The organism is Microbulbifer elongatus (genome assembly GCF_020524885.1).
GTDB lineage: Bacteria > Pseudomonadota > Gammaproteobacteria > Pseudomonadales > Cellvibrionaceae > Microbulbifer > Microbulbifer elongatus_A.
The window spans coordinates 181,383-207,764 of sequence record NZ_JAIVKJ010000002.1; the positions used below are offsets into that span (position 1 = coordinate 181,383).

Here is a 26,382-nt window from a genome sequence, read left to right on the forward strand (position 1 = left end):
GTGGATGCGCCATGCGCATCCACCTATCTCCCCCAACTACACTAAAAGCATCGGAATCCCAGGAAACCCGCCGATGCACAAACCCCGCCTGCAGCTCCAGGCTTCCTTCGATATCGCCTATCTCCAGTATCTGGATCAACAGGGCCGGGCTACTCAGCCCCTGCCTGACTTTGCCACGCCCGACTGGCTCACCTACTGTCTCCGCCAGATGCAGCTGGCCCGGCTGGTAGACGATCGCGCGGTCAAACTGCAGCGCACCGGCCGCCTCGGCACCTACCCCTCCACTCTTGGCCAGGAAGCCATTGGCGTCGCCACCGGTAACGCCCTGATGGCTGAAGATATCTATTGCCCCTATTACCGCGAAACCGGTGCTTTACTGGAGCGCGGTGTGGAGATCGAGGAGATTCTCGCCATCTGGGGTGGTGACGAGCGCGGGCAAAACTTTGAGCACGCGCGCAAGGATCTGCCGATCTGCGTGCCCATTGCCACCCAGATGCTGCACGCCGCCGGTGTAGCCTTTGCCCTCAGGCACCGCCACCAACAACGGGGGGAACCGTTACAGGTGGCTGTCGCCAGCTCCGGTGAAGGTGCCACATCCAAGGGTGATTTTTACGAGGCCATGAACCTCGCCGGGGTGTGGAAATTGCCGATGGTGTTTGTGGTGAATAACAATCAATGGGCCATCTCAGTGCCGAGAACTGCGCAGACCGCCACTCAAACCATTGCCCAGAAAGCCATCGCCGCCGGCATGCCCGCCCTGCAGGTGGATGGCAACGACATCGTCGCCGTGGCCTGGGCTGTGCGCGATGCCATGATGCGGGCCCGGTGCGGGGACGGACCGGCACTAATCGAGGCCCTTAGCTACCGACTCTGCGACCACACCACTGCCGATGACGCCAGTCGATATCGAAGCGCGGAAGAACTGGAGCAGGCGTGGCAGTGGGAGCCGATAAGGCGGTTGGAAACTTACCTGCGTAATCAGAATCTGTGGAGCGACGCCAACCAGCAGGATATGGAGCGGGAGCTGGCGCAGACTATGGAAGCGGCGCTAAACAACTGGGAGTCCCGCGCGCCGGAGCCGTCGACCGCCATTTTCGATCATCTCTACGCGCAATTACCGGAGGGGCTGTACGAACAGTATGACCAGCTGCGGGATGAGCAGGCGGGGGTGGAGCGCCAATGAGTGAGCACGCGAAGGCGGGAGAACAATCCAGTCCGATTACCCTGGTGGAGGCGGTCACCCAGGCACTGGCGTACGAGCTGAAGCACGACCCGGATGTGGTGGTATTTGGGCAGGATATCGGCGCGAATGGTGGTGTATTCCGCGCAACCGATGGTTTGCAGAGCAGCTTTGGCACGGACCGTGTACTGGACACGCCATTGGCGGAAAACATGATCGCCGGCATCGCCGTGGGCATGGCGACGCAGGGCATGAAGCCAGTCGCGGAATTCCAGTTTATGGGGTTCATTTACCCGGGGCTGGACCACATCCTCAGTCACGCTGCGCGCATGCGCAATCGCACCCGAGGACGGCTCAGTTGTCCCATTGTTTATAGAGCGCCCTACGGCGGTGGAATTCACGCACCGGAGCATCACAGCGAAAGCACCGAGGCGATGTTCGCGCATATTCCCGGCTTGCGCGTGGTGGTCCCCTCCTCCCCGGCGCGCGCCTATGGGCTGTTGCTTGCCGCCATCCGCGACCCGGATCCGGTACTGTTCCTCGAGCCCAAGCGGATATACCGCGCCGCCAGACAGCCGGTTCCAGACAACGGCGAAGCCCTCCCCCTGGACAGTGCATTCGTACTGCGCGAAGGCCGAGATCTCACCCTGGTTGCGTGGGGCGCCAGTATCAAGGAAACCCTCGCCGCCGCAGAGCGGCTGGCGACACAGGGCATCGAGGCGGAAGTTATCGATCCCGCCACCCTCAAGCCTTTGGATATCCACAGCATTATCGACTCCCTGGAGAAAACCCGCCGCTGCGTGGTAATCCACGAGGCCGCACGCTTCGGTGGTCTCGGTGCGGAGATTGCCGCGCAGATACAGGAGTATGCCTTCGACCTGCTGGATGCCCCGGTTCAGCGGGTCACTGGCTACGACACGGTGATGCCCTACTACCAACTGGAGACAGCCTACCTGCCTGGCGTCGAGCGGATACTGGCAGGCGCCCGGGTCGCCCTCGACTATGCCCGGCAATCTGGGCGGGAGGGCAGAAAATGAAGACCTTTAAACTGCCCGACCTGGGGGAAGGCCTGCCGGACGCCGTGATCCGGGAGTGGCACGTGGGAGAAGGTGATCGCGTCACTGCCGACCAGACCCTGGTCACGGTGGAAACCGCCAAGGCGCTGGTGGAAGTGCCCTCACCGTATTCCGGTACCGTGGAGCGCCTGTTTGCCAAACAAGGCGAGACACTGGAAACCGGACAGCCGCTGATCGGTTTTGCGGGCGACAGTTCGACGGAAGCGCGACAAGCCCATGACAAACCCGCTCCCAAAGACGTAAGTGACAGTGGCACCGTGGTTGGCAAAATCGAGCAGGGCAGCGAGGCCCTCGCCGTTGAACAACGACCGGTAACCCACCGTCCCCGCAGCGCCACGCCTGCCATCCGTGCCCTCGCCCGCCGCCTCGGTGTCGACCTGGAAAGCCTGCATCCATCCGGTGCCCGTTTCAGCGAACAGGAAGTGCGCGCCGCGGCTCGTGGCGAAAACCTGCCCAGGTGGAGCGAAAAGCCAGCGAAAAGTAGCGAACACCCGGTTCGCGAGGGGAAAGACAAGCCATCCTCACCCGCCTCCAGTGAAATGGCGTCCGTCCGTCGCGCTATGACAGTTGCCATGAACCGTGCCCGCGACCAGGTCTGCCCCATGACCCTGTTCGACGAGGTGGACATCTCCGGTTGGCCCAAGGACACAAGCGTCACCCTGCGCCTGCTCAAGGCCATCGCGAGGGCCGCGGTTGACGAGCCGAATCTAAATGCGCACTTTGAAAGCGAAGTCTTGGAACCGAAAACCCCGGTCAATGTGGGCCTGGCGGTGGATGCCCCCAGAGGCCTGTTCGTTCCGGTGCTCAAAGATGTTGGTGCCCACTCGGATGAATCACTACTGGCTTCGATCGCCCGTTTTAAACAGCAAGCGTCCGAAGGCGCCATCCCACAGCAAGACCTTCAGGGGGCCACCATCCACCTTTCCAATTTCGGCAGTTTCGCCGGCCGATTCGCCACCCCGGTTGTGGTGCCACCGCTGGTATGCATCGTCGGTGCCGGCCGCAGCCACAAGGCCGTGCTGCCTCACAAGGGCAAGGCCCGCGTGCGCAAACTGCTCCCTCTGTCTGTCACCGCCGATCATCGCGCCGTCACTGGTGGCGAACTCGCCAGATTTCTCAAGGCCCTGAAGCATCACCTCGAATAACTCTGGCAGGCGATCCGGGGTGTGATCTCAGGTTTCATTTTGCTATGCTTATCTTTCGAAACGAAAGTTATGCCAGCATGTCCAAACGCAATACCCAGCAAAGACGTCACCAGATACTAAGCCTCATCAATGAAGCCGGTGAGGGCAGTGTTGAAGAACTGGCGCGCCAGTTCGAAACCTCTGAGGTTACGATCCGAAAGGATTTGGCGGCGATGGAAGACAGCGGCCTGCTGCTGCGTAGGCACGGCGGAGCTATCCCCCTGCCCAGGGAACTGGTCGCCGAAGATGCCCTGTCCCAGACCAAGCGTGCCATTGGCCGCGCCGCTGCTGAACTCATCCGCGACCACAACCGCATCGTCATCGACTACGGCCGTACCACCACCGGACTGATCCCCGAACTCAACCACAAGCGTGGACTCGTAGTCATGACCAACTCCCTGCACGTCGCCAACCAGCTGCGGGAGCTGGAAAACGAACCTACATTGCTGATGACCGGCGGCACCTGGGATCCCCACTTCGAAGCCTTCCAGGGCCAGGTCGCCGAGCAGGTACTGCGGGGCTACGACTTCGACCAGGCATTTATTGGTGCCGATGGCATCGACTTGGAACGCGGTACCTGCACCTTCAATGAGCAAATCGGCCTGTCCCGCGTCATGGCCGATGTCGCTCGCGAAGTGGTAGTGATGGCCGAGTCCAGCAAGGTGGGGAGACGTATTCCCAATCTGGAGTTGAGCTGGGAAATGTTCGGCACCCTGGTGACCGATACCGGTATCGAAGACAAGGTCTGTGCGCAGCTTGAAAGCAGAGGCCTGCGGGTTATCTGCGCAGAAGTGAATTAAAGAATTAGAAACTTAAGAATTACCGAGGTAAGACAACATGTGTGGAATCGTAGGCGCCCTGGGCCAACGCAATGTAACTGGAATCTTGCTCGAAGGTCTCCGCCGTCTGGAATACCGCGGCTATGACTCCGCTGGCGTGTGCCTTGTCAACGGCGACGAAAAACTGCAACTGCGTAAAACCCAGGGCAAGGTTGCCGACCTTGAATCCGCCCTCGACGATAACCCCACCGTAGGCCAGCTTGGTATTGCCCACACCCGCTGGGCCACCCACGGTGTACCGTCGGACAAAAACTCGCACCCGCACGTCTCCGGTAATTTCGCCCTAGTGCACAATGGCATCATCGAAAACTATCAAGAATTGCGCGACGAACTTGTCGCCAAAGGCTACGAATTCCAGTCCGAAACCGACACCGAAGTCGTGGTCCACCTGATCCACGACCTCGCCAAAGACAACCGCGATCTGCTTCAGGCTGTCTCCGCTGCCACTCAAAAACTGCACGGCGCCTACGCTCTTGGCGTCGTCTGCGCCACCGAACCCGAGCGCCTGGTATGCGCCCGTCTCGGCAGCCCTCTGGTTATCGGCGTCGGCTATGACGAAAACTTTATCGCCTCCGACCCCATGGCCCTGCAGCAGGTTACCGACCGCTTTATTTTCCTCGAAGAAGGTGACATCGCCGAAGTCACTCGCGACGGCATTGCCATCTGGGACAAGACCGGTGCTGAAGTGAGCCGCCCGGTAAACAAACTGCAGGGCGGTCATGACGCCGCCGACAAGGGGCGCTATCGCCATTACATGCAGAAAGAAATCTTTGAACAGCCGAAAGTGGTCGAAGCCACTATGGCCGGCCGCATTGGTGAGCACTCGGTACTTTCTCAGGCGCTGGGTACCGCAGCCAATGAAATCCTGCCCAAGGTAAAACAGGTACAGATCGTCGCTTGTGGTACCAGCTATCACGCCGGCCTGGTCGCGCGCTATTGGATCGAAGACTGGGCCGGGGTGCCCTGCTCGGTCGAAGTGGCCAGCGAAATCCGCTATCGCAAAACCGCGGTGCGTCCGGGGACCCTGTTTGTCACAATTTCCCAGTCCGGTGAAACCGCGGATACTCTGGCAGCATTGCGCCAGGCCAAGGAACTGGGGTATCTGGCCTCCATGACGATCTGCAACGTGCCCAACAGCTCACTAGTGCGCGAGTCCGAACTGCACCTGATGACGGAAGCTGGCCCGGAAATCGGTGTCGCCTCTACCAAGGCCTTCACCACCCAGCTGGTAGCCCTGCAACTGTTCTGCATCGCGTTGGCCAAAGCCAACGGTATGGATGCTGAAACAGAAGCAGGACTGGTGACTGCGCTGCACCAGCTCCCTTCCTTGATGGAAAAATTCACCGGTCTGGATGCCCTGGTGAAAGCCACCAGCGAGGCTTTCGCGGAAAAAAATCACGCGCTCTTTTTAGGTCGCGGCGTCGAGTACCCGATTGCGCTGGAAGGTGCGCTCAAGCTGAAGGAAATCTCCTACATTCACGCCGAAGCCTACCCCGCCGGCGAACTGAAGCACGGTCCGCTGGCACTGGTGGATGCAGATATGCCGGTCATCGTTGTTGCCCCCAATAATGAATTGTTGGAGAAACTGAAATCCAACCTGCAGGAAGTGCGCGCGCGCGGTGGCGAACTGTTTGTCTTTGCCAGTCCACAAGCGGGATTCAAAAGCGAATCAGGGCTTACGGTTGTTGAAGTCCCGGATGCGCCGGAGAGCTTGCAGCCAATCCTGTACACGGTACCACTACAGCTACTGAGCTATCATGTCGCGCTGCTGAAAGGCACCGATGTCGATCAGCCTCGCAACCTGGCGAAGTCGGTCACCGTAGAATAAACCTTGGCATTAAAGTAAAAAATGGGCCGCTAATGCGGCCCATTTTTTTATTGCGGTATTCAATTTATATGATTGATACCGAACTTATCCATTTTTAAATAATCCCTTTATGTTCTAGCCACTCAAACTGCGACTTCTATAATTTTTAGAACAAATGTTCCAGTTAACGAAACCTCTTACTCAAATTTCTTGGAACCATCGTTTCATTTATTGGTAAACATAAATTCGAAACACTTTCTAAGTTTTACGAACGTACTATTTAATAAGGTATTTCCAATACTCTCCCCTTTTTAGTGACGTAAATACCACTGCGTGGCCAATGTATCTGTTAAGGTCGCCGCCCGTTCCGTATTCACAAAACCGAATACTAATCGTGTCTATTCGATTAGTTGGCGGGTCGGATACCCAAACGCCAATTACATGGAGAGTGCTATGCCGCGTGCTTTATTCTTATTCTTTATTTTTATACTTTCAGCGCAGTATTCCTGGGCGGCCGATGGCCGAGCGGATTACGATCTGGATGGCGACGGTCTGATCGAAATTGACGATTGGGAAGACCTGAATGAAATCCGTAACAACCTGGATGGTTCGAGCCTCTATGGAAGCAGTGCGGGCTGCCCCGCGGAAGGTTGTATTGGTTTTGAACTCACCACCAGTCTCGACTTTGACACCAATGGGGATGGCGAGCTGAACAGCAGTGATGCCTATTGGAACGAAGGGGAAGGCTGGGAACCCATTGGTGTCCGACCAGATTTTGGATTTAGTGGTGAATTTCATGGAAATGGCCACCTTATCCTAAACCTGATGACGGCGCGCCCTGAGGAATCTTTCCAGGGGTTGTTTGGTTATACGGAAAACGCTGTTCTTAAAGAAGTTGGTTTATCCGGACCTCTAATGAAAATTCAGGGCTTTCATGAAGTGGGTGGCCTGGTAGGTTGGGCACAGGAAACCGCGATTATCGCGACTTTTGTCAGTGGAATTGTCGATGCTAAAGGGAGCGAAGTCGGTGGTCTGGTGGGCACCGCATTCGGATCTCCGATTATCGCCAGTTATGTCACAGGAATAGTGACCTCGGAAGGAAATCGCCACGTCGGTGGACTGGTTGGCTATCAACTGGGTGCGGATGTCATCGCAAGCATGTCCACCGCATATGTGCTGAGCGGTGATAGCGGTGGGTTGATTGGCTATGGTGTGGGTGGCGATGCTGGTGAAGTCATCGCAAGCTACTGGGCTGTGGATACATCGACCAAGCTTGGAAGTTATGGCGGGACCATATCTGTACTGGCCGACCTTCAGTGTCCTACCAGCGCAGACGACACCGCCTGTGCGCCATACCCGCTGTTTGATGGATGGTCCAGCCATGTAGATGCCCAAGGTAACCCCTACTGGGATTTCGGCAGCGACAGCGAATTACCGGGATTGCGTTTACACGGGCGTTTGCACCGGGACGGGGATGGCGATGGCACCCTGGATGAGCGCGATGCTTTTCCCACACAATTTGCCGCAAGCGTCGATAGTGACGGGGATGGCGCACCGGATGTCTGGAAAGTCGGTGGTAGCCCCTATTTCCGTATCGTAAGTGGTCTGGTGCTGGATCAGTTTCCCAATAATCCAGCGGCTGCACTGGACACCGATCTGGATGGCATGCCTGACCAGTGGAACAATGATTGCGATAGCGCCTGCCAGGCCTCGTCGGGATTGACCCTTGATGGTGACAACGACAATGATGGTGTTGCCAACGAAGACGATGCCTTCCCGGCCAATCAAGCCGCATCCGTAGACGTTGATAACGATGGTTTTCCCGATGCCTGGCTTGCCGACTGCGACATTGATTGCCAATCTGAATCCGGGCTTACACTGGATACTTCCCTGAATGACACCGACAACGATGGTGTCGATAACGGCAGCGATGCGTTCGTAGCCAATGCCGCTGCGGCAGTCGATGCGGATGGCGATGGTCTTCCGGATGCATGGCTCGACGATTGCGATAGCGATTGCCAGTCTGCCTCTGGCCTGACACTGGACGCCTCTCTGAATGACACCGACAACGATCGTGTGGTGAATGAGGAGGATGCGTTTGCAACCAACAGTGCCGCATCTGTGGATGCCGATAATGACGGGTTGCCCGATGCCTGGCATGACGATTGTGATAGCGACTGCCAGTCCGAATCCGGACTGACACTGGATGAATCACTGAACGATACCGACAACGATGGTCTGGTGAACAGTGAGGATCCCTACCCGTCCGACCCGGGCCGCACCGAAGACGAGGACGCCCCGGAAATGCTGCAGGCCCCGCAAGCCATCAGCATTGCAGCGACCGGTGACTTCACTCTGGTTACCCTGGATGTCATGCAAGCCCAGGCAATCGATAACTTTGATAATGAACTGGACTTCGAAGTACAGCTGGACGGTCAACTTCTGGCGCGCAATGAAGAGCAACAGGTATCCCTGCCCAGCGGAGCCCTGACTTTGCAATGGATTGCAGTAGACGACGCGGGCAACCGTTCCGAGCCAATGGCACAACAGGTCAATGTCTACCCGCAGGTGCGCTTCACGGACACCGAGTCCATAACCGGCGAAGACCGCGTGGCCTCGGTGCGCGTCAGCCTGTCCGGTCCCTCGCCAGAGTATCCGATTAGCATACTGGTTCACTGGATACCGTCGGAGAGTGATGCCACGGCGGACGATGTGGTTACCGAAGGGGATGCCGGTGTCGACCTGAACGCTTTGACCCTGACCATCGCCACGGCAGAGGCGATAAACGATGCAGCGCTGCAGCTTCCAATCGCCGCGGACGAGTCCACTGAGGCAGATGAGCGCCTGATTCTCGAACTGGCCTCCGCTGGCGCCGGTACCGGAACCCTGTTTGCGATGACCATTGACGAAGAGCAGCAGCGTCACCAGTTAACGATTACCGAAACCAATATCGCTCCAGAGGCAAGCATCAGTGCCACACAAGGCGGTGAGACTAAGACCGAATTCGAAATTGGGGCGGGTGAAATCACGCTGAGCGCAGAAGTAACCGACGTAAACGGCGGCGATAGCCACAGCTACCAGTGGTATACCAGCGAGCTGCCGGTAACCCCGGGTGATCAGTCGAGTTTCACTTTTGACCCACAATTTATGCCTCCAGGTGAATACAGCGTGAGTATCGTCGTCACCGATGATGGCAATCCGATGCTTTCGTCTGAGGAGATCACTTTCGGTTTCACGCTCAAAGAAGAAGATACTTCTGATGGTGATGGTGATGGTGATGGTGATGGTGATGGTGATGGTGATGGTGATGGCGGCCAGACCCCGGTGAGCTCCGGTGGTAGCAGCTCGGGAGGATCCAGTGGCGGTAGTGTTGGATTCGGGCTGCTTTGCCTGCTGGCGCTCGGTGGTCTGTGGCGCCGGAGAGTAGCTTGTTAATGGTGAGCACAAGTAACGAAGACGCCGGCGGTAACCCCGCCGGCTTTTTCATTGCTCTGGGCTATCCTAGATATTCTGGCAAACGCTGTGAGTGATGTTTGCCAGGTTGCCGCCCCGGCACTATTGGTAATGGTTGTTCGATCAGGAGGAAGCCGGTGTTACGCAGACTGACTCAGGTGTTGTTTGCAGGAATATCTGTGGTGTTTTTGTCGGCCTGTTCCTCCGGCGCCTTTTTTCTAGCGAATCTGCCGGTGAAATTCGCGGGCCCCGAGACACGCCGGGATGTCAGCTATGGTCCCAAGCCGTGGCACAAGCTGGATATCTACCTACCGGAAGAAACAAGCGCTCCAGCCCCGGTTCTTGTATTTTTTTACGGTGGCCGCTGGACCTTCGGTAAAAAAGAACAGTACGCGTTCGTCGCCAAAACATTTTCTGATGCTGGCTACGTGGTGGTTTTGCCGGATTATTCCAAATATCCCGCGGTAAAATTCCCGGTGTTTGTCGAAGATGCTGCCAAGGCCGTTGCCTGGACCCACGATCACATAGGGACGTATGGTGGGGATCCCGCACGCTTTTATATTTCGGGCCATTCATCCGGTGCGCATATGGGGGCGTTAGTCTCAGCCAATCCCGAGTACCTGAAAGCGGAGGGTAAGACACTATCCATCGTCACCGCCTTTGCCGGACTGGCCGGGCCCTACGACTTCATTCCGGAAGCGGAGGATCTGAAAATCATTTTCGGTCCGCCGGAAAATTATCCAAATATGCAGGTGCCAACCTTTGTACGCGGTGATGAACCGCCCATGCTTTTATTGCATGGCGCCGACGATACTGACGTGATTCAGCGCAATCTGAATCGGTTGAGAGCCAAAATTGAAAAATCGGGTGGAGTGGTCGAAGCCAAAGTCTATGAAGATGTTGATCATATCGACATCATCGGCTCTCTCAGCTGGTTATTGGATTACAAGGCGCCGGTTGAAAGGGATATGCTGGAGTTTTTCGCTCGTCAATCGGGAGAGAAGCCGTCAAACTAGTAAAAGCATCCATCAGCCAGCCCTCTTTGCTATGAACAGGACGCACGTGATTGCTGATACGGCGATCCAGAGTGTCCAGTCTGGTATATCCCCTTCGTAAATAGCGATTCCGCGATAATCTCCCTCGTCTGAGCATTAGGCAAGCAAAACATCCCGGTCTTTGCTGTACAGCGACCCATAGGCGACTACTTTTATCGGGACAAATAAAACCAGTCACTGGGGTACACAGGTTTTGTTCGAACATCTAGACGCCGTTTTCCTCGCACGGGTGCAATTCGCATTTACCGTGTCGTTCCATTTCATTTTTCCCGCATTTTCCATCGGGCTGGCCAGTTACCTGATGGTGCTCGAAGGACTGTGGTTGAAAACCGGTCGCGGCGTCTATGCCAACCTGTATCGCTACTGGCTGAAAATTTTCGCGGTGGGGTTCGGGATGGGGGTCGTTTCGGGCATTGTACTGTCGTACCAGTTTGGCACCAACTGGTCAGAGTTTTCCCACAAGGCCGGACCTGTGATCGGGCCACTCATGGGCTATGAGGTCATCACGGCATTCTTTCTGGAGGCGGGATTTCTTGGCGTGATGCTGTTTGGCATCAACAAGGTGGGCAAGCGCTTGCATTTTTTCGCTACCTGCATGGTGGCGCTCGGTACCTTCGTATCTGCGTTCTGGATTCTGTCGGTCAACTCGTGGATGCAGACGCCGGCGGGATTCGAAATAAATGCCCAGGGCCAGTTTATTGTTGGCAGCTCCTGGTGGGATGTAATTTTCAATCCGAGTTTCCCCTATCGTCTGGTGCATACCGTGACCGCCGCCTATCTCACCACGGCATTCGCGGTCGGCGGTGTCGGTGCCTGGCACCTTCTGAAAGATCGCTCCAACGTCGGGGCACGGAAAATGTTCTCGATGGCCATGTGGATGGCAGTGCTGGTGACGCCTGTCCAAATCTTCGCCGGTGATTTGCACGGGTTGAACACTCTTGAGCATCAGCCGGTTAAGGTTCTCGCCATGGAGGGGGACTTTGAGCGCAGTCCGAATGGCGCGCCCCTCATTCTGTTTGGCCTGCCGGATGAAGAGGCGGCGACGGTGCATTTCAAGGTGGCGATTCCGAAGCTGGGCTCGCTGATTTTGCGGCATGACCCGAATGCACCGCTTCCGGGTCTGGAGGATTATCCTCGTGAGGAATGGCCGCCGGTGGCAGTAGTGTTCTGGTCTTTCCGCATAATGGTGGCGATCGGCTTTGCCATGCTGGGACTCGGTTTGTGGAGTTTGCTCGCACGGCACCGAAAGCGGCTGTACGAGTCGCGGGCACTACACCGGGCCGCGGTATTGATGGGGCCGGCGGGTTTCGTAGCGGTCATCGCCGGCTGGATCACCACCGAGGTCGGCCGCCAGCCATATACCGTGTACGGGTTGCTGAAGACGGCGGAATCCGCATCGCCGCTGGACGCGCCGGCAGTTGCAGCCTCCTTGATTGCGTTTATTGTGGTGTATTCCGCGGTATTCGGGATGGGTATTTATTACCTGCTGCGCCTGATGGCGAATCCACCACACCGCGGCGAGACAACGCCCCCCAATGTGCCCAGTCATGCGGCGGGTATCACGCCGGCGTCCAGCCTGGAAGCGACCGACCTGAATCAGGATGGAGGTGCCCATGGAAAATCTTGATCTGCCGCTAATCTGGGCCGGGCTCATTTGCTTTGCAATCTTCGCCTATGTGGTTCTTGATGGCTTCGATCTTGGGGTGGGCATCCTCTCCCCGGTACTGGAGCCGGGTGTGGAACGGGATCAGGCTATCAACTCTATTGCGCCTTTCTGGGATGGTAATGAGACCTGGCTGGTAATGGGTGGAGGAGGACTACTGGCAGTATTCCCCCTCGCGTACGCCATTATTCTGCCGGCGACCTACCCGTTGATGATTGCCATGTTGCTTGGGCTGGTATTCCGCGGCGCTGCATTCGAATTCCGCTGGCGCGATCCTGCGCATCAACCACTGTGGGATCTGGTGATTACCGTGGGGTCCACGGTGGCAGCCCTGGCCCAAGGCATCACCATTGGCGCGATCCTGCAAGGTATTGAGGTGGAGAACAACGCTTACGCTGGAGGTTGGTTAGACTGGCTGAGTCCGTTCAGTATCCTTACTGGCATTTCGGTGGTGATCGGTTATGCACTGCTGGGCGCCACCTGGTTGATCCGGAAAACCGAAGGTGGGTGTCAGCGTCATGCGCACCGTCTGGCGTATTGGCTGGCCATCGCGACGGTGTTGGCACTGGTTGCGGTAAGTGCCGCTACGCCATTTTTATACACAGACTACTGGTACCGCTGGTTTGAAATGCCCCAGGTGCTGTGGACCGCCCAGGTTCCGCTACTGGTTGCCATCTGCACCGGCGTGCTTTTTTGGAGCCTGAAAAAAGGTCATGAGTTGATGCCATTCTTGATGGCGTTGGCCCTGTTTCTGTTGGGGTTTATCGGGCTCTGCATTAGCATCTTCCCCAATATGGTTCCGCCATCCATCTCTCTCTGGGAGGCCGCCGCGCCGCGTGATAGTCAGTTGTTCTTGTTGGTGGGTGCGGTATTCATTATCCCGCTCATTCTGGGTTATACCGGATGGGCGTACTGGGTATTCCGCGGCAAGGTCGGCACCGAGGGGTATCACTGATGAAGATCGAGGCAGCTGCGTGGAAGCGGCTGGGCTGGATGATCGCCATCTGGCTGATGAGCGTGGCTGCGCTTGGCTGTCTATCGATGTTGTTGAAGTGGTGGCTGGCGCCCTGACAAGCGCGCCAGGCCGCCGGCCTGCAAGTTTGATTAATTCAAGATGATGGAAGAAAAACTTACCTGAGCGTAATTGCCCTCTCGGTAGTCCTCTTCCCAGTTGCCGGATCCCGCGCAACCGGCATACCACATACCTTCCTGATTCTTACTGCTGCACTGATTGTAAGCACCGGCCTTGAAGTAGAACCAGTCTCCGGCGTAGCTCGCTGGGTTATCCAGTACATCTGGCTCCCCGTAAGGATTCACGTTGCTCGCCAGATCGACCGAATATTCTATACGGGGTTTGTCTGTTGCCGTGAAAGTAAGGTGCATCGTATTGCCGTCTACCGTGACGGTGTAGCTGAACTCTTCATTAAGTCTGACCCCGTTTGTACCGGGATTCTCTGTCGACTCCCAGGTGTTTCCCCAAACCGGGTATGCAATATCTGTACGGTTGGGATCGTTTTTCTCGAGGTTTCGCTCGTAAGTCCAGAAGACAGAACCATACTCATGGTCAGGCAATTTTTTGTAATAGATCTTTAATGGCTCGTTGCCATAGCCAAAACCATAGCCAAAACCATTGCCGAAAATGCGCTCTTCCTTTCCCGCATGAATCTGCCCGACGACCACCGAAAATGCCGGTTTCTTATCCGGGTGTGCCGCTTTCACGGCGACATGGTTGACCGCAAGCGAGGCCGAGAGTTGTCCGCCAATTGCGCCGAAACGATTTGCATTGGGGTGTGCAGCGAGAACGAAATTATTACCCGGTGCCTTGGTCCTGGATTTTACCGGATCGATCATTTGTCGCAGTTCACTGCGTGTGTTGGTCGAGTTCGCGGTAGTGATCGCCTTGTTGGGTGCGGTAAAGACCACCTCACCTTTTTCATTGCCGTAAAAAAAGCGTGGCTCATACAGGCGGGAAATCTGTGGCGGTGAAACCTCGTCAATTTTACCGTCGCCATTGCTGTCCATCGGCAGGGTAATTTTCCAGCGGCTTAAATCCACCAGTGAGCCGGGCACAATGACCGTGGAGCCTGCTGGACTTTTCTCGTTTTGAGCAAACGTCTCCGCTCCGCCCTGACATGCCGCAAGCCATACGGAGGAAATCATGAGAACGAAGTATTTACAGCGAAAGGTACGAGAGGTTTTAAGGGGTTCTTGAGCGTGCATGTTGTCCGGAAAATCGATCGTAAACTCAGATAGTCGAAATTATTCTGACAAGAAACCGTATCGATTGCCCGCACTATCGAATGTTTAAGTGAAAATTGGTTAACCAGTTTTTTGTAATGCGCCAAATATAAAGCTGGCGACCCATAGGGCCGCCAGCGCACACGCAGAAATATGCAATTTCCGTGTTTTATTTGCTGGGCATCAATACAGCATCGATTACATGAACCACTCCATTAGAGTTCATTACATCCGCCTGGACCACGGTGGCAGTATTGCCCTTGGCATCGGTCACCGTTACCTTGTCGCCCGCCAATTTCAGAGTGAGTTCGTCGCCCTGGACGGTTTTGACTTTGGTGTGACCACCGCCCTGCTTGATTAGTCCCACTACCGCTTCGGCAGTAGCTTTGCTCGGCACCACATGGTAGGTGAGAATACTCTGTAATTTCGCCTTGTTTTCGGGTTTTAGCAGCATCTCGACAGTACCGGCAGGCAGTGCAGCGAAGGCATCATCTGTGGGCGCGAATACGGTAAACGGGCCATCCCCCTTGAGGGTGTCGACGAGCTCCGCTGCTTTTACCGCGGCAACCAGGGTGGATAATGCTTCGGTAGCCGCTGCATTCTCTGCAATTGTCTTACTCTCGTCAGCCTGCACTTGAAGTGGTGCCACGAATACCGCCGCCGTCAAAAGTGGGGCAAATAGGAAGCGGGCAAGAGAAGTAGTCAATGAAGTCATGAAATTACCTCCAGGTTAGAACGCGCTCCAAGACAAGGCGTCGCCTGTATGGCGGCCTCGCTGAGCTTCGGGGGAGTGTAGGGTCACAGGCAGGTGCTACCCACGTTGTCTTTCAAGATAGTGAAACTGCTAGCTAAAGGACTGTGCAGTCTATTCGTGGAAAAGAGACCGGGTATTCTTCCCCGCCAACCCCAGACTTACCGTTTAGACTGAAAAGTACGCGATAAGGTGTGCGATAAGGTGTGCGAGAGATGATCGCAGAACAGGGGTGCCGGTTTGATATGGTAAGTAATCACTAGACTAATTGTGTGAGCTCCCGTTATGCATCATGAACAGCCCAACAACCCTTTGCATGGGGTCAAGTTGCAAACCATCGTGGAGCAGCTAGAGCAGCACTACGGCTGGGATGGGCTTGCCGAGCGGGTACCTGTGAACTGTTTCAGGAATGACCCTTCCGTGAAATCCAGCCTGAAATTCCTGCGTAAGACCCCGTGGGCGAGAGAGAAGGTGGAGTCGCTTTATGTCGCCACCTTCAGTGACAGGAATCCATGGCACAAGTGATCAAGTGAGAGTGTTTGAAGTGTGTAACCTTTTGCTGAAGACCCTGCTGATTGGTGCGTTCGGGTTGCTTTCCGCCTGTACCGGAATACCGGAAGGGGTGGAGCCAATCAATGATTTTGAGCTCAATCGTTACCTCGGCAAGTGGTATGAAATCGCGCGCCTCGACCATTCCTTCGAGCGGGGGCTGAGCCGCGTGACGGCAGATTACACCCTGCGCGATGACGGTGGCGTGAGGGTACTGAACCGGGGCTTTGCTGCGGAGAAGTCCGAGTGGCAAGAGGCTGAGGGGAAAGCCTATTTTATCGGCGCACCCAATGTAGGGCATCTCAAGGTGTCGTTTTTCGGGCCCTTCTATGGCTCTTACATTATTTTCGAACTGGATGAGAGCTACCGCTATGCCATGGTTGCAGGCCCTAGCAAGTCCTACCTGTGGCTGCTGTCGCGTACGCCCACTGTGAGTAAAGCAGTAAAAGCGCGGTTTATTAAGCGCGCGGGTGAACTCGGATTTGACACCGATGCGCTGATTTTCGTCGACCAGCAACCGCAAGAGTAAATACCTGACAGCGTAAACACCTCGGCCCGTTGCCGGAGCGTATGGCCAAAACTTTGTGTCTATATTCCCTCGCCTTGTAGCTCGCCAGCCTTTTCTATACTGCCTTTAGCGGGTCAAATTGCAGGCGGGAGGTGGTGTGTGAGTTCAGGCGGTCCCAATCGCGGGCGAGGTTATCCGCGCCAGCACATTCCTGCTGAGCACTACTCACCGGCGCGGCGCCGTTTTCTGCGCAACCAGTTGCTGGTTGGCGGGGGGCTGGCGGTTTCCCCAGCAGCGCTGTTGCAGGCCCAGCCTCAGCCTGTGAAGGATGCAAGGCAGCGCCTCGGCAAGTTTTTCAGTGTGTCGCAGAAGCTCCTCGCCCCGCTACCCCTGAATACCCGCCTGGACGAGCGGGTGGCGGTACGTTTGCTCGCCGCGCTTAACAGTGAATATCCGAGTTTCCCCCAACAGCTAGATATATTCCCGGACAGCCCCGGTGAAGCCGACAAGCGCTCGCCGGTGGCAAAGCTGATCGTCGCCGCGTGGTTTCTCGGGGTGGTGGGCAAGACCCTGGTGACCTATGAGCGCGCGCTGATGAACCGGCTGACTGCGGATCTATTCCCGGTGCGCTCATACTGCGCGGGTAAGCCCGGCTCCTGGGCCAGTGCCCCGCAAGCAAAATTCGGGAGGGTGTAAATTGGTGGCAGGCAAGGAAGCCGAGTTTGTGGTGATCGGTTCCGGCGTGGCCGGGGCACTGGTGGCAAACACCCTGGCCAAGGCGGGACGGTCCGTAGTGATTCTGGAAGCCGGGCCCCGCATACCCCGCTGGCAGACGGTGGAGCGCTTCCGCAATCAGCCGAACAAGCTGGACTGGATGGCGCCCTACCCCTCTGCGCCATGGGCCCCCCATCCGCAATACGGCGACCTTGCCAACGATTACATGCAGTTCAAGGGGCCGGACAAGTTCGAATCCCAATATATTCGTGCTGTGGGTGGCACTACCTGGCACTGGGCTGGCTGCTGCTGGCGTTACCTGCCCAACGATTTCAAGATGAACAGCCTGTACGGCGTGGGCCGGGATTGGCCGATTGAATACGATGACCTTGAGCCGTGGTACCAGCGCGCAGAGCAGGAGCTCGGGGTCTGGGGGCCTGGTGATCAGGATCTTGGTTCACCCCGCTCGGCGCCCTACCCGATGGAACCACTACCGCTCTCCTACAGCGAGCAACGCACCGCCGCGCGTCTGAACCAGCACAGCCCGGCGTGGAAGGTGGTGACCGAGCCAGCAGCGCGCAACAGTCGCGTCTACGATGATCGCCCCATTTGCTGCGGCAACAACAACTGCATGCCCATATGCCCCACCGGTGCCATGTACAACGCGATTGTGCACGTGGATAAGGCGGAGGCTAACGGCGCGGTGCTTGTCCACAGCGCGGTGGTTAACACCCTTGTGTCTGAGGGCGATCGTATTGTGGCCGCCGAATACAAGGATCCGGCCGGCGAAAGCCACCGTATTTCCGGTAAAAACTTCATTCTTGCCGCTAACGGTATCGAAACCCCGAAACTGATGCTGATGTCACGTGGGCGCCACAATCCTACCGGGGTGGGAAATAGCTCGGATATGGTGGGCCGCAACCTGATGGACCACCCGGGCACCAGTGTGCGCTTTTACGCGGACGAGCCGCTGTGGGCCGGACGCGGTCCCCAGGAGATGACCTCGCTGGTGGGCTATCGGGATGGTGATTTTCGCGCAGACTACGCCGGTAAGAAGATCAACCAGTCGAACATCTCGCCACTGGAAAGGGTTACCCGCCAGCTAATTGCCGGTGAAGCGCCCCTGTCCGCAGCAGAGCTCACCAACGCGCTGCGCGACCGCGCCGCACGCCATGCGGAATTTTCCAGCTTCCACGAAATTCTCCCACAACCGGAAAATCGCGTTCGCCCCAGCACGTCGGAAAAAGATGCCAGCGGTATCCCCAAGCCGGAAATCACCTATGCCATCGATGACTATGTGAAGAAAAGCGCGGCGCACACCCGCGAGCTCTATGGCGAGATTGCCAAGGTAATGGGTGGTACCGAAGTGGAGTTTTCTGACACCTTTGCCCCCAACAACCACATCACCGGCACCACCATCATGGGTGAAAGCGCCGCGGACTCGGTGGTGGACAAGGACTGCCGCACCTTCGACCATCCCAACCTGTTTATTGCCGGCAGCTCCGTGATGCCCACCGTGGGCACAGTCAACGTCACCCTCACCATTGCCGCCCTCGCCCTGCGCCTGGCAGACACCCTGTTGCAGGAAGCGTGAGTATGATGTGGCGAGCTGCGATCCTCTCTAAGGTTGTTGCTGTGTTTCTCCCGCTGCTACTTGCAGCCGGGTTTGCACTGGCGCAGGAGGTGTGGGACGAGGCCGCGGCGGTAGAAGTAAACACGGAGCTGAATAGACCAGCGCTGATCGAAAAGGGACGCTATCTCGCGGTACTGGGAGACTGCAGGGCCTGCCATACCGCCCCGGGCGGCGCGCTGTATGCGGGTGGCAGAGCGATGGAGATGCCCAAACTCGGTATCGTTTACACCAGCAATATCACCCCGGATATCCACACCGGTATCGGCGCCTGGAAACTGGAGGAGTTCGAGCAAGCGCTGCGTCATGGTATCGGCCGCGATGGTCGCAATCTCTATCCGGCCATGCCCTACGATGCCTATTCCAAGATTACCGATGAGGATATTCGCGCGCTCTACGCCTACTTCCTGTTCGGGGTCGCAGCGGTACATGAGAAGCCGCCAGAGAACAAAATCCGGCGCACCATGAGTCCGCGCTGGCCTCTCAAGGTCTGGAATTTCCTGTTCGTACCCGACGAGCCGTTTGCGCCAGATCCACAGCAGAGCGCAACCTGGAATCGCGGCGCTTATCTGGTGCAGGGGTTGGCCCACTGTGGCGAATGCCACTCGCCCCGCGGTATCGCGTTTCAGGACAAGGCTTACGATGAAACTGAAAAAGGATTTCTTGGCGGCGGTCCGGTACTGGACGGTTGGCAGGCCTATAACATCACCCCGGATCCGGACAACGGAATCGGACTGTGGACTGAAGCGCAGCTGATCCAATATCTGACCACCGGCCATGTAAACCGGCTGGCACAGGCGGGTGGCACTATGGCGGAGGCGATTGAGAACAGCTTCTCCCAGTGGCAAGACGAAGACATTGCCGCAATCGTTACCTACCTGAGAAGCATCCCCCCGGTGCGGGGGCGCGAACGGATACCGCGGCAGCGCCGCGGCAACCCGGCGACAGATGTTGTCATTAAGCGCGGAAACCTGATCCGGCGAGATGCAGAACCGCAAAACCTGAAAGCCACGTCGGACGGAGCGCGCCTCTACCTGGGGCTGTGTGCGACCTGCCACGGCGTGGATGGCACTGGCAGCCGAGATGGCTACTATCCCTCGCTGGTATACAACAGTACTGTTGGCGCGCGGAGTAATCACAACCTTCGGCAAGTGATACTCGAAGGAGTACACCGGGAAACCGCCGGTGAGGTCAAAATGATGCCGAGCTTTGCCCGGCACCTAAGCAAAACGGAACTGGAAAAGCTGCTGGAATATCTGCGCAGGCAGTTTGCCGCTCATCCTGAACAGGGCAGCGTCCCTCGGGACAACTGACTTTTGACAGCCCGGTTCACAGACCGGGCTGCACCTTCTTACCTCCTGTGGAGTCCTTGGTCTTTTCCTGGTGGTGCCCGCTGTCTTTCCAGTGGTGGTCCAGATGCAGGTCTGGATCCCGCCGATCCTCCCTCAGCGCCTGTAATAGCTGCTCGCGGTAAATCTTGGTCTGCGCCACATGCTGGGATTCGTCGCGCCAGTAGGGAAACAGGGATTCCAGCATACGTTGGTCATGCTGTTTGAACTTGCGCGCGGCGCGCTGGGCCTGGTGCTTTGACAGGCCCAGTAACTGCAGCGCTCCAGCGCCGATTTCCAGGGCGCTGTCGACGGTTTCCCGGTAGATGTACTTCACCCCCGCTTCCATCAGCGCATACTGGTGCATGCGGTTGCGGGCGCGCGCCAGGATGGTGACGTGTGGGAAGTGTTTCTGGATGCGGCTGACGATTTCCAGGGAAGCGGCCTGGTCGCTGAGGGTCAGGATCACGATTTTCGCGTTCTCCGCACCCGCCGCGTGCAGCAGATCCTCGCGAGAGGCATCACCGTAGTACGCCTTGATACCGTAACGGCGCACCAGCTCCAGCTGTTCCGCGTTGTGTTCCAGCAGCGTGGTGTCAAAGCCGCTGGCATTGAGCAGACGACCGGCAATCTGGCCGTAGCGGCCATAGCCAATAATGATTACCGGGGATCCGTCGTCGTGTGGATCGGTTTCTGGCAGGTCCGGTTGCCGCGGACCGGTAAAGAAGCGCGGCTGAATGAGTCGCTCGTAGGCGAGCAGCAGCAATGGCGTGAATGCCATGGACAGGGCGATCAGCGCAATCAGCACACTGCTCACATCGCTAGGCAGCACGTGGTTCTGGCTGGCATAGGCCAGCAACACAAAGCCAAACTCACCGGCCTGGGCGAGCGACAGCGCAAACAGCCAGTCCTCGCCTCTCGCCATGCCGCGAAACCGCGCCAGTGCATACAGGATGACAAATTTCACCGTTACCAGTAGAGCCAGCAGCGCCAGCAGCAGTAGTGGCTTGGCCATCACCAGCGCGAGATCCAGATTGGCCCCTACGGCGAGGAAAAACAGACCCAGCAACAGGCCTTTGAATGGCTGGATATCCGCTTCCAGTTCGTGGCGGAACTCGCTGTCCGCCAGCACTACGCCAGCAATGAAGGTGCCGAGTGCTGGGGACAGTTCCAGCCAGCTCATGATCGCCGCGGCGCTGAGCACAATCAGCAGCGAGCAGGCGGTGAACAGCTCGCGGGTACGTGAACCCACGACCAGCCGCAGTAACGGGGTCAGCAGGTAACGCCCGGCCAGCACCAGCCCGGTAACCGCGCCGAGCACCGCCAGGGCATAGGCCCAGCCCTGCAGGTCATCGGGGTCCTGGGCGATTTCGACGGTCGCCAGCAGTGGCAACAGCGCGAGGATAGGGATGACCGCGATATCCTGAAACAGCAGTACGCTGAAGGCATTGCGCCCGCCCTCGGTATTGAGCAGGTTTTTCTCCGAGAGCGACTGCAGCACGATAGCGGTCGATGACAGCGCGAGGATCAGGCCAATGGCGATACCGGCACGGACGCTGTTACCAAAGGCGTAAATGGCAATCAGCGCGACCGCTGTCGCGGTGAGCACTACCTGGGCGCCGCCAGTGCCGAAAATGGATCCGCGAAGTGCCCATAGCTTACGCGGTTGCAGTTCGAGCCCGATCAGGAACAGCATCAATGCCACGCCGAATTCGGCGAAGTGCAACTCGTCACTGGTATCGCCGACCAGACCGAAGGCGTGCGGGCCAATCAGAACGCCCGCTACCAGGTAGCCCAGCACAGAACCAAACCCCAGGCGTTTGGCCAGGGGTACGGAGAAAACAGCGGCGGCGAGAAAAATGACGGTCTGCAGGAGGTAGTTATCGTGCGGCATGGCCTGTTCTTGTGTTTGTACAAAGTATGCCGCTGGAGCGGCAGTGTCAGTCGGGTTGCGGGCTTGGGCCGCCGGTCTCGGGGCTGATCGCGGCGCGACTGCGGCGAATCAGCGGGGCGATGGTCGAGCCCTGCACCACGATGGAAAAGACTACCACGCCGTAGGTCATCACCACCCACAGGTGTCGCAGGTCTTGGTTGCTGTCGTCGGCATTGCCGCCGACGGCGTACCCCGCCGGTATCGACATCGCCAGCGCCAGCGCCAGGCCGCCGCGCAACCCGCCCCAGATCAGGATGCGCTCCGTGTAGGGGTGGTAACTGCGGTGCCGCTTGAGAAACTGGAAAGGCACGCCCACCGCCAGGACGCGGCCAATCAGCACGATCACAATGGCCGCAATGATCAGCACATAGTCGATGGGCTGGAAGTCGATGGTGATCAGGAACAGGCCCACCAGCAGGAACAGGATACCGTTGAGAAACTCTTCGGTAATGGTCCAGAAGTTGTCCAGTTCGTGCTGGCTCACCCGCGAGAAGCCGCGCTCGCGGGTAAAGTTGCCGATGATGATCCCCGCCACCACCATTGCCAGGGCCCCTGACACACCGAGAATATTGGCGGTGGCAAAGCCCGCGGTGGGGATAACCAGGGTTAGCAGCAGTTCCAGGCTGTGCTCGTTGGTGGAGCAGATTAGCCAGTGAAACAGCCCGCCGATGGCGAGCCCCAGTGCGATACCGCCCAGGGCTTCCACCAAGAACAGGTGGCTGATGGCAGGCAGCGTGGGGTCCGCACCCTGAAAGGCCAGCGCGTAGATCACTGCAAAAACCACCATGCCGAAGCCGTCGTTGAACAGCGACTCGCCTTCCACCTGGATCGAGATCTGCTCCGGTGCCTTCAGGCTTTTTATGATGGCGAGCACCGCAATCGGGTCGGTGGGAGAAATCAGCGCGCCGAACAGCAGGCAGTACACCAGGTTCGCCGGTATACCGATCAGGGCGAGGAACCCGTACAGCAGGTAGCCCACGGCAAACGTTGAAATCAGAGTGCCGACAATTGCCAGCACGGTAATCTCGATTTTCTGGTTGCGCAGCATCAACAGGTCGATGTGCAGGCTGCCGGCAAACAGAAGGAAGCCCAGCATGCCTTTCAGCAGCAGGTCTTGCAGGTTCATCAGCGGCAGCAGCTGCGATATCCAGTCGCGCAATTCCACCACTTCCATCTTGCCGAGACCGGTAACAATCAGCGACAGCGCCAGAGAGCCTGCGGTGATGGCGATGGTGGTCTGGGTGCGCAGCACGTATTGATTGAGGAACCCGAGGAACACGGAGACAGCGGCGAGAAAACAGAAGATGTAATAGACGTCCATGCCCAAGGGGGTACCTCAAAAAATAATGTGCGCGCCGGGTGTGGTCGGTGCGCACTCTGTTTAATCCGTGCTCAATCCGTCAGCGTGCCGTTATTGTAGTCGCGCAAGGTTTGCTCGATTTGCTCGCGGGTATTCATCACGAAGGGTCCGTAATGCACTACTGGCTCGTTTAGAGGTTGCCCGTGCAGTATCAGCAAGCCAGTGCTTTCACCTGGCTCACCCTCGGGCGCGCGCAATTGTAGCGACTGACCAGTTCCAAACAACACCAAATTGCCGCGATTCACGATTCCGCGCTCTGTTTGCAGGGCGCCGCGGTAGATATACACCAGCGCGGTGTGCTCCGGAGGTAGTTCCAGAGTGGTTTCGGCACCGGGTGCGAGTCGCAAGTCGGCAACCGAGGCGGCCGCTGCGGCGTCCAGCAGCGGTGCGCTTTGGGGCTCACCCGCCACTTGCCACTGGCCCGCGATCAGGCGAATCAGGGAACCGCGATCATCCAGAGATACTTCCCGCACCTGCTCGGGTTGAATATCCCGCCAGTCCGGCTTGTTCATTTTGTCCTTGGCCGCCATGTTGATCCACAGCTGGAAGCCGTGCATACCGCCCTCGCCCTGGGACGGCATCTCCGAATGGATGATGCCGCGACCGGCGCGCATCCACTGGGCGCCGCCTTCATTGATGGCACCGCGGTTACCCAGGTGATCCTGGTGCTCGAATTCGCCACTCAACATATAGGTGAGGGTCTCGATACCCCGGTGCGGGTGCGGGGGAAATCCGGCGATATAGTCATCCGGGTTTTCCGAGCGGATCTCGTCGATCATCAGGAACGGGCTGAAGTCCTGGGACTGGAAGCCCGCCACCCGGTGAATCTTGACCCCTGCGCCATCGGCGGAGGGATGTCCCGCCACCACACGTGCTGCGGGGCGGATGCTGGCGTTGGTTGCGCTATCTGATGTGACTTTTGACATGGTTCTGTTCCTCCATTTCCGGCAGTATAGGCCGATAAAATCGCCAGAAAATGGCAAATAATCGCAGCTAATATTCGAACGGCTCGATAGATCAATCCATACTCCGTATTACAAATCGAAATACGATATCCGGAGCAGACAAAGGACAGTCCATGGCCAAGGTAACACTGGAACAGTGGCGAATGTTTCAGGCAGTGGTGGAGCACGGTGGTTTTTCCCAGGCCGCAGAGGCGGTGCACAAGAGCCAGTCCTCCATCAATCACGCGGTGCACAAGTTGCAGGAAAGCCTCGGGGTCTCCCTGCTGGAAGTGCGCGGGCGCAAGGCCGAGCTGACTGACGCCGGTCGCGTATTGCTGAATCGTGCCGGTGGCCTGCTGGACGAAGCGGAGGCACTGGAGTCGGTTGCCGCGAGCCTCGCCGAGGGCACCGAGGCGCAATTGAGACTGGCGGTGGATGTACTGTTCGATTACGAGGCGCTGTTCAATGCGGTGGAGCGCTTCGCTGTCGAATATCCCCACACCCGCCTGGAAATCCGCGAGACCGTATTGTCCGGTGGCGAGGAGCTGTTGTTGCAACAGGAGGTGGATTTTATCCTCACAGCACGGGTGCCCCAGGGCTTCGTGGGTGAGCCGGTGTCGCGGGTGAAGTTTGTCCCGGTGGCGCACCCGGATCATCCGCTGCACCAGCTGGGGCGTGCGGTGAACCGGGAGGATCTGAAAGCGGCGCGTCAAATCGTGATGCGGGACTCCGCGCTGAAAAATCGCCAAGATGCGGGTTGGCTCGGTTCTGATCAGCGTATCACCGTCACCAACGTACACACCTCCATCGACTTGATTGAGCGCGGCCTCGGCTTTGCCTGGCTGCCACAGACCCGCATTCGCGATTCCCTATCTGCCGACCGGCTATTGCCGCTGCGCACCGAAGAACCCTGGGAGCGGGATGTAACCGTTTATCTCGTGTACGCCGATCGCGATCGTGCCGGCCCCGCTGCCTGCCTACTACTGCGCGCGCTGCGCGAGGGGCTGCCTCCGTTGGAGTGAGTACTCATACCCCGTTCAGCCTGCTACTACCACTCAATTCTCGACCGGGGCGGCAAAGCAAATGATGCAGGACATGCAAGTAATCAACTGGGGCATTATCGGCTGCGGTAATGTCACCGAGGTAAAAAGTGGCCCCGCCTTCAACAAGGTGCCGGGCTCCAGGCTGCTGGCGGTGATGCGCCGGGACCGGGAAAAGCTCAAGGACTACGCCGCACGCCACGATGTGCCGAAAACCTACCAAAGCGCCGACGAGCTGATAAACGACCCGGAGATCGATGCTATTTACGTGGCAACACCTCCCGGCAGCCACCGCGAGTACGCGCTGAAGGTGGCGGGCGCTAACAAACATTGCTGCCTGGAAAAGCCGATGGCGCTTAATTTCACCGAGTGCCAGGAGATAGCCGAGGCTTTTGAAGGTAAGGACGCACAGCTGTTTGTGGCCTACTACCGCCGCTCCCTGCCCCGCTTCAACCAGGTTAAGGCGTGGATAGACAGCGGCAGAGTCGGTGCCATTCGCCATATCAACTGGAGCTATTCCCGCGCGCCCTCCGCCGCGGACCTGTCGCCGGAATACGACTGGCGCACCGATCCGGCGGTTGCCGGCGGCGGGCATTTCGTCGACCTGGCCTGCCATGGTCTCGACCTGTTTATCCACCTGGCTGGGGATATCTCGGAGGCCAGGGGAATCGCAGTGAATCAGCAGAACCTTTACGACGCCGAAGATGCGGTCTCCGCCTGCTGGGTGTTTGGCAGTGGCTCCACCGGTGCCGGCTTCTGGAACTTCGGCGCCAATACATACGCGGACGAAGTGGTGATTTACGGCAGCGAGGGCAACATCCGCTTTTCCGTGTTTGCCGACCAACCGCTGGTGCTCGAAACCGATGAAGGTTTGGAAACCGTCGAAATCGCCCATCCGGAGAACATCCAGTACTTCCATATCGAAAACATGGTCAAACACCTGAACGGCCGGGGCCATCATCCGGCAGCCGGAAGTGAGGGCGCGAAAGTTTCGCAGGTGATGGACCAGATACTGGCGGGGTTCCGCAAATAACCCGCCTTCATTCCTAAAAATTGGGTCTATTCCGTCGAATATCTGCGATTTTTGTTTCGAAATTCCGAATTACACTGAACAGCGTTGTCACTTTCTA

The 26,382-nt window shown here is 57.7% G+C and carries 22 protein-coding genes; 17 read left to right on the forward strand and 5 right to left on the reverse strand.

Annotation, left to right across the window (positions count from 1 at the left end):
* The first annotated feature begins 73 nt into the window (after nt 1–73).
* From pdhA to LC059_RS08175, 10 genes are all read left to right on the forward strand, one after another.
* Nucleotides 74–1,183 (forward strand): pyruvate dehydrogenase (acetyl-transferring) E1 component subunit alpha, encoded by a 1,110-nt coding sequence (gene pdhA, locus LC059_RS08130; protein ID WP_226703348.1) that lies wholly within the window; start codon nt 74–76, stop codon nt 1,181–1,183.
* Nucleotides 1,180–2,217, forward strand: a complete 1,038-nt coding sequence (locus LC059_RS08135) for an alpha-ketoacid dehydrogenase subunit beta (protein WP_226703349.1) — start codon at nt 1,180–1,182, stop codon at nt 2,215–2,217. The genes pdhA and LC059_RS08135 overlap by 4 nt, the downstream gene beginning before the upstream one ends.
* Nucleotides 2,214–3,401: a dihydrolipoamide acetyltransferase family protein gene (locus LC059_RS08140; protein WP_226703350.1), complete on the forward strand. Its 1,188-nt coding sequence runs from the start codon at nt 2,214–2,216 to the stop codon at nt 3,399–3,401. The genes LC059_RS08135 and LC059_RS08140 overlap by 4 nt, the downstream gene beginning before the upstream one ends.
* Before the next feature lie 77 nt (nt 3,402–3,478).
* Nucleotides 3,479–4,240: a DeoR/GlpR family DNA-binding transcription regulator gene (locus LC059_RS08145; RefSeq protein WP_226703351.1), complete on the forward strand. Its 762-nt coding sequence runs from the start codon at nt 3,479–3,481 to the stop codon at nt 4,238–4,240.
* A 37-nt stretch (nt 4,241–4,277) separates the two neighbouring features.
* Complete coding sequence (gene glmS / locus LC059_RS08150) at nt 4,278–6,107, forward strand: glutamine--fructose-6-phosphate transaminase (isomerizing) (RefSeq protein ID WP_226703352.1); 1,830 nt, start codon at nt 4,278–4,280, stop codon at nt 6,105–6,107.
* A gap of 432 nt (nt 6,108–6,539) precedes the next feature.
* Nucleotides 6,540–9,521: a hypothetical protein gene (locus tag LC059_RS08155; RefSeq protein ID WP_226703353.1), complete on the forward strand. Its 2,982-nt coding sequence runs from the start codon at nt 6,540–6,542 to the stop codon at nt 9,519–9,521.
* 155 nt (nt 9,522–9,676) lie between these two features.
* On the forward strand, nt 9,677–10,555 hold the full coding sequence (locus LC059_RS08160) for an alpha/beta hydrolase (protein ID WP_226703354.1): 879 nt from the start codon (nt 9,677–9,679) through the stop codon (nt 10,553–10,555).
* 232 nt (nt 10,556–10,787) lie between these two features.
* The gene (locus LC059_RS08165; protein ID WP_226703355.1) at nt 10,788–12,221 is read left to right on the forward strand and encodes a cytochrome ubiquinol oxidase subunit I; all 1,434 of its coding nucleotides are present in this window, start codon (nt 10,788–10,790) and stop codon (nt 12,219–12,221) included.
* Nucleotides 12,208–13,212 carry a cytochrome d ubiquinol oxidase subunit II gene (cydB, locus tag LC059_RS08170; protein WP_226703356.1) on the forward strand — a complete coding sequence of 335 codons (1,005 nt, stop codon included), beginning with the start codon at nt 12,208–12,210 and terminating at the stop codon, nt 13,210–13,212. The genes LC059_RS08165 and cydB overlap by 14 nt, the downstream gene beginning before the upstream one ends.
* Nucleotides 13,212–13,328 (forward strand): DUF2474 family protein, encoded by a 117-nt coding sequence (locus LC059_RS08175; RefSeq protein WP_226703357.1) that lies wholly within the window; start codon nt 13,212–13,214, stop codon nt 13,326–13,328. Before cydB ends, LC059_RS08175 begins: the two co-directional genes overlap by 1 nt.
* Nucleotides 13,329–13,361: 33 nt before the next feature.
* On the opposite strand, the gene LC059_RS08180 is transcribed toward LC059_RS08175, so the two are convergent.
* Together LC059_RS08180 and LC059_RS08185 are read right to left on the reverse strand one after the other, a co-directional pair.
* On the reverse strand, nt 13,362–14,417 hold the full coding sequence (locus tag LC059_RS08180) for a polysaccharide lyase family 7 protein (protein WP_226703358.1): 1,056 nt from the start codon (nt 14,415–14,417) through the stop codon (nt 13,362–13,364).
* A 247-nt stretch (nt 14,418–14,664) separates the two neighbouring features.
* Nucleotides 14,665–15,210: a fasciclin domain-containing protein gene (locus tag LC059_RS08185; RefSeq protein ID WP_226703359.1), complete on the reverse strand. Its 546-nt coding sequence runs from the start codon at nt 15,208–15,210 to the stop codon at nt 14,665–14,667.
* A gap of 321 nt (nt 15,211–15,531) precedes the next feature.
* Here LC059_RS08185 and LC059_RS08190 point away from each other — a divergent pair, with 321 nt between their 5' ends.
* The 5 genes from LC059_RS08190 to LC059_RS08210 all read left to right on the forward strand — a co-directional run bounded on the left by LC059_RS08190 (nt 15,532) and on the right by LC059_RS08210 (nt 19,960).
* Nucleotides 15,532–15,771 carry a VF530 family DNA-binding protein gene (locus tag LC059_RS08190; RefSeq protein ID WP_226703360.1) on the forward strand — a complete coding sequence of 80 codons (240 nt, stop codon included), beginning with the start codon at nt 15,532–15,534 and terminating at the stop codon, nt 15,769–15,771.
* 19 nt (nt 15,772–15,790) lie between these two features.
* Nucleotides 15,791–16,324: a lipocalin family protein gene (locus LC059_RS08195; protein ID WP_226703361.1), complete on the forward strand. Its 534-nt coding sequence runs from the start codon at nt 15,791–15,793 to the stop codon at nt 16,322–16,324.
* A 138-nt stretch (nt 16,325–16,462) separates the two neighbouring features.
* Nucleotides 16,463–16,999: a sorbitol dehydrogenase family protein gene (locus LC059_RS08200; RefSeq protein ID WP_226703362.1), complete on the forward strand. Its 537-nt coding sequence runs from the start codon at nt 16,463–16,465 to the stop codon at nt 16,997–16,999.
* Nucleotides 17,000–17,003: 4 nt separating this feature from the next.
* The gene (locus tag LC059_RS08205; RefSeq protein WP_226703363.1) at nt 17,004–18,611 is read left to right on the forward strand and encodes a GMC family oxidoreductase; all 1,608 of its coding nucleotides are present in this window, start codon (nt 17,004–17,006) and stop codon (nt 18,609–18,611) included.
* A gap of 2 nt (nt 18,612–18,613) precedes the next feature.
* On the forward strand, nt 18,614–19,960 hold the full coding sequence (locus LC059_RS08210; RefSeq protein WP_226703364.1) for a cytochrome c: 1,347 nt from the start codon (nt 18,614–18,616) through the stop codon (nt 19,958–19,960).
* Between the two features lie 16 nt (nt 19,961–19,976).
* On the opposite strand, the gene LC059_RS08215 is transcribed toward LC059_RS08210, so the two are convergent.
* The 3 genes from LC059_RS08215 to LC059_RS08225 form a co-directional block, all read right to left on the reverse strand.
* Complete coding sequence (locus LC059_RS08215; RefSeq protein ID WP_226703365.1) at nt 19,977–21,869, reverse strand: monovalent cation:proton antiporter-2 (CPA2) family protein; 1,893 nt, start codon at nt 21,867–21,869, stop codon at nt 19,977–19,979.
* A gap of 46 nt (nt 21,870–21,915) precedes the next feature.
* A complete protein-coding gene (locus LC059_RS08220) occupies nt 21,916–23,229 on the reverse strand; it encodes a cation:proton antiporter (RefSeq protein WP_226703366.1) in 1,314 nt (437 codons plus the stop codon).
* Between the two features lie 71 nt (nt 23,230–23,300).
* Entirely contained in the window at nt 23,301–24,194 is an 894-nt protein-coding gene (locus LC059_RS08225; protein WP_226703367.1) for a pirin family protein, read from the reverse strand.
* A gap of 152 nt (nt 24,195–24,346) precedes the next feature.
* On the opposite strand from LC059_RS08225, the gene LC059_RS08230 reads away from it, so the two are divergent.
* Nucleotides 24,347–25,234 (forward strand): LysR family transcriptional regulator, encoded by an 888-nt coding sequence (locus tag LC059_RS08230; protein ID WP_226703368.1) that lies wholly within the window; start codon nt 24,347–24,349, stop codon nt 25,232–25,234.
* Between the two features lie 73 nt (nt 25,235–25,307).
* Nucleotides 25,308–26,285, forward strand: coding sequence for a Gfo/Idh/MocA family protein (locus tag LC059_RS08235; RefSeq protein WP_226703369.1), 978 nt, complete (start codon nt 25,308–25,310; stop codon nt 26,283–26,285).
* Nucleotides 26,286–26,382 lie beyond the last annotated feature (97 nt).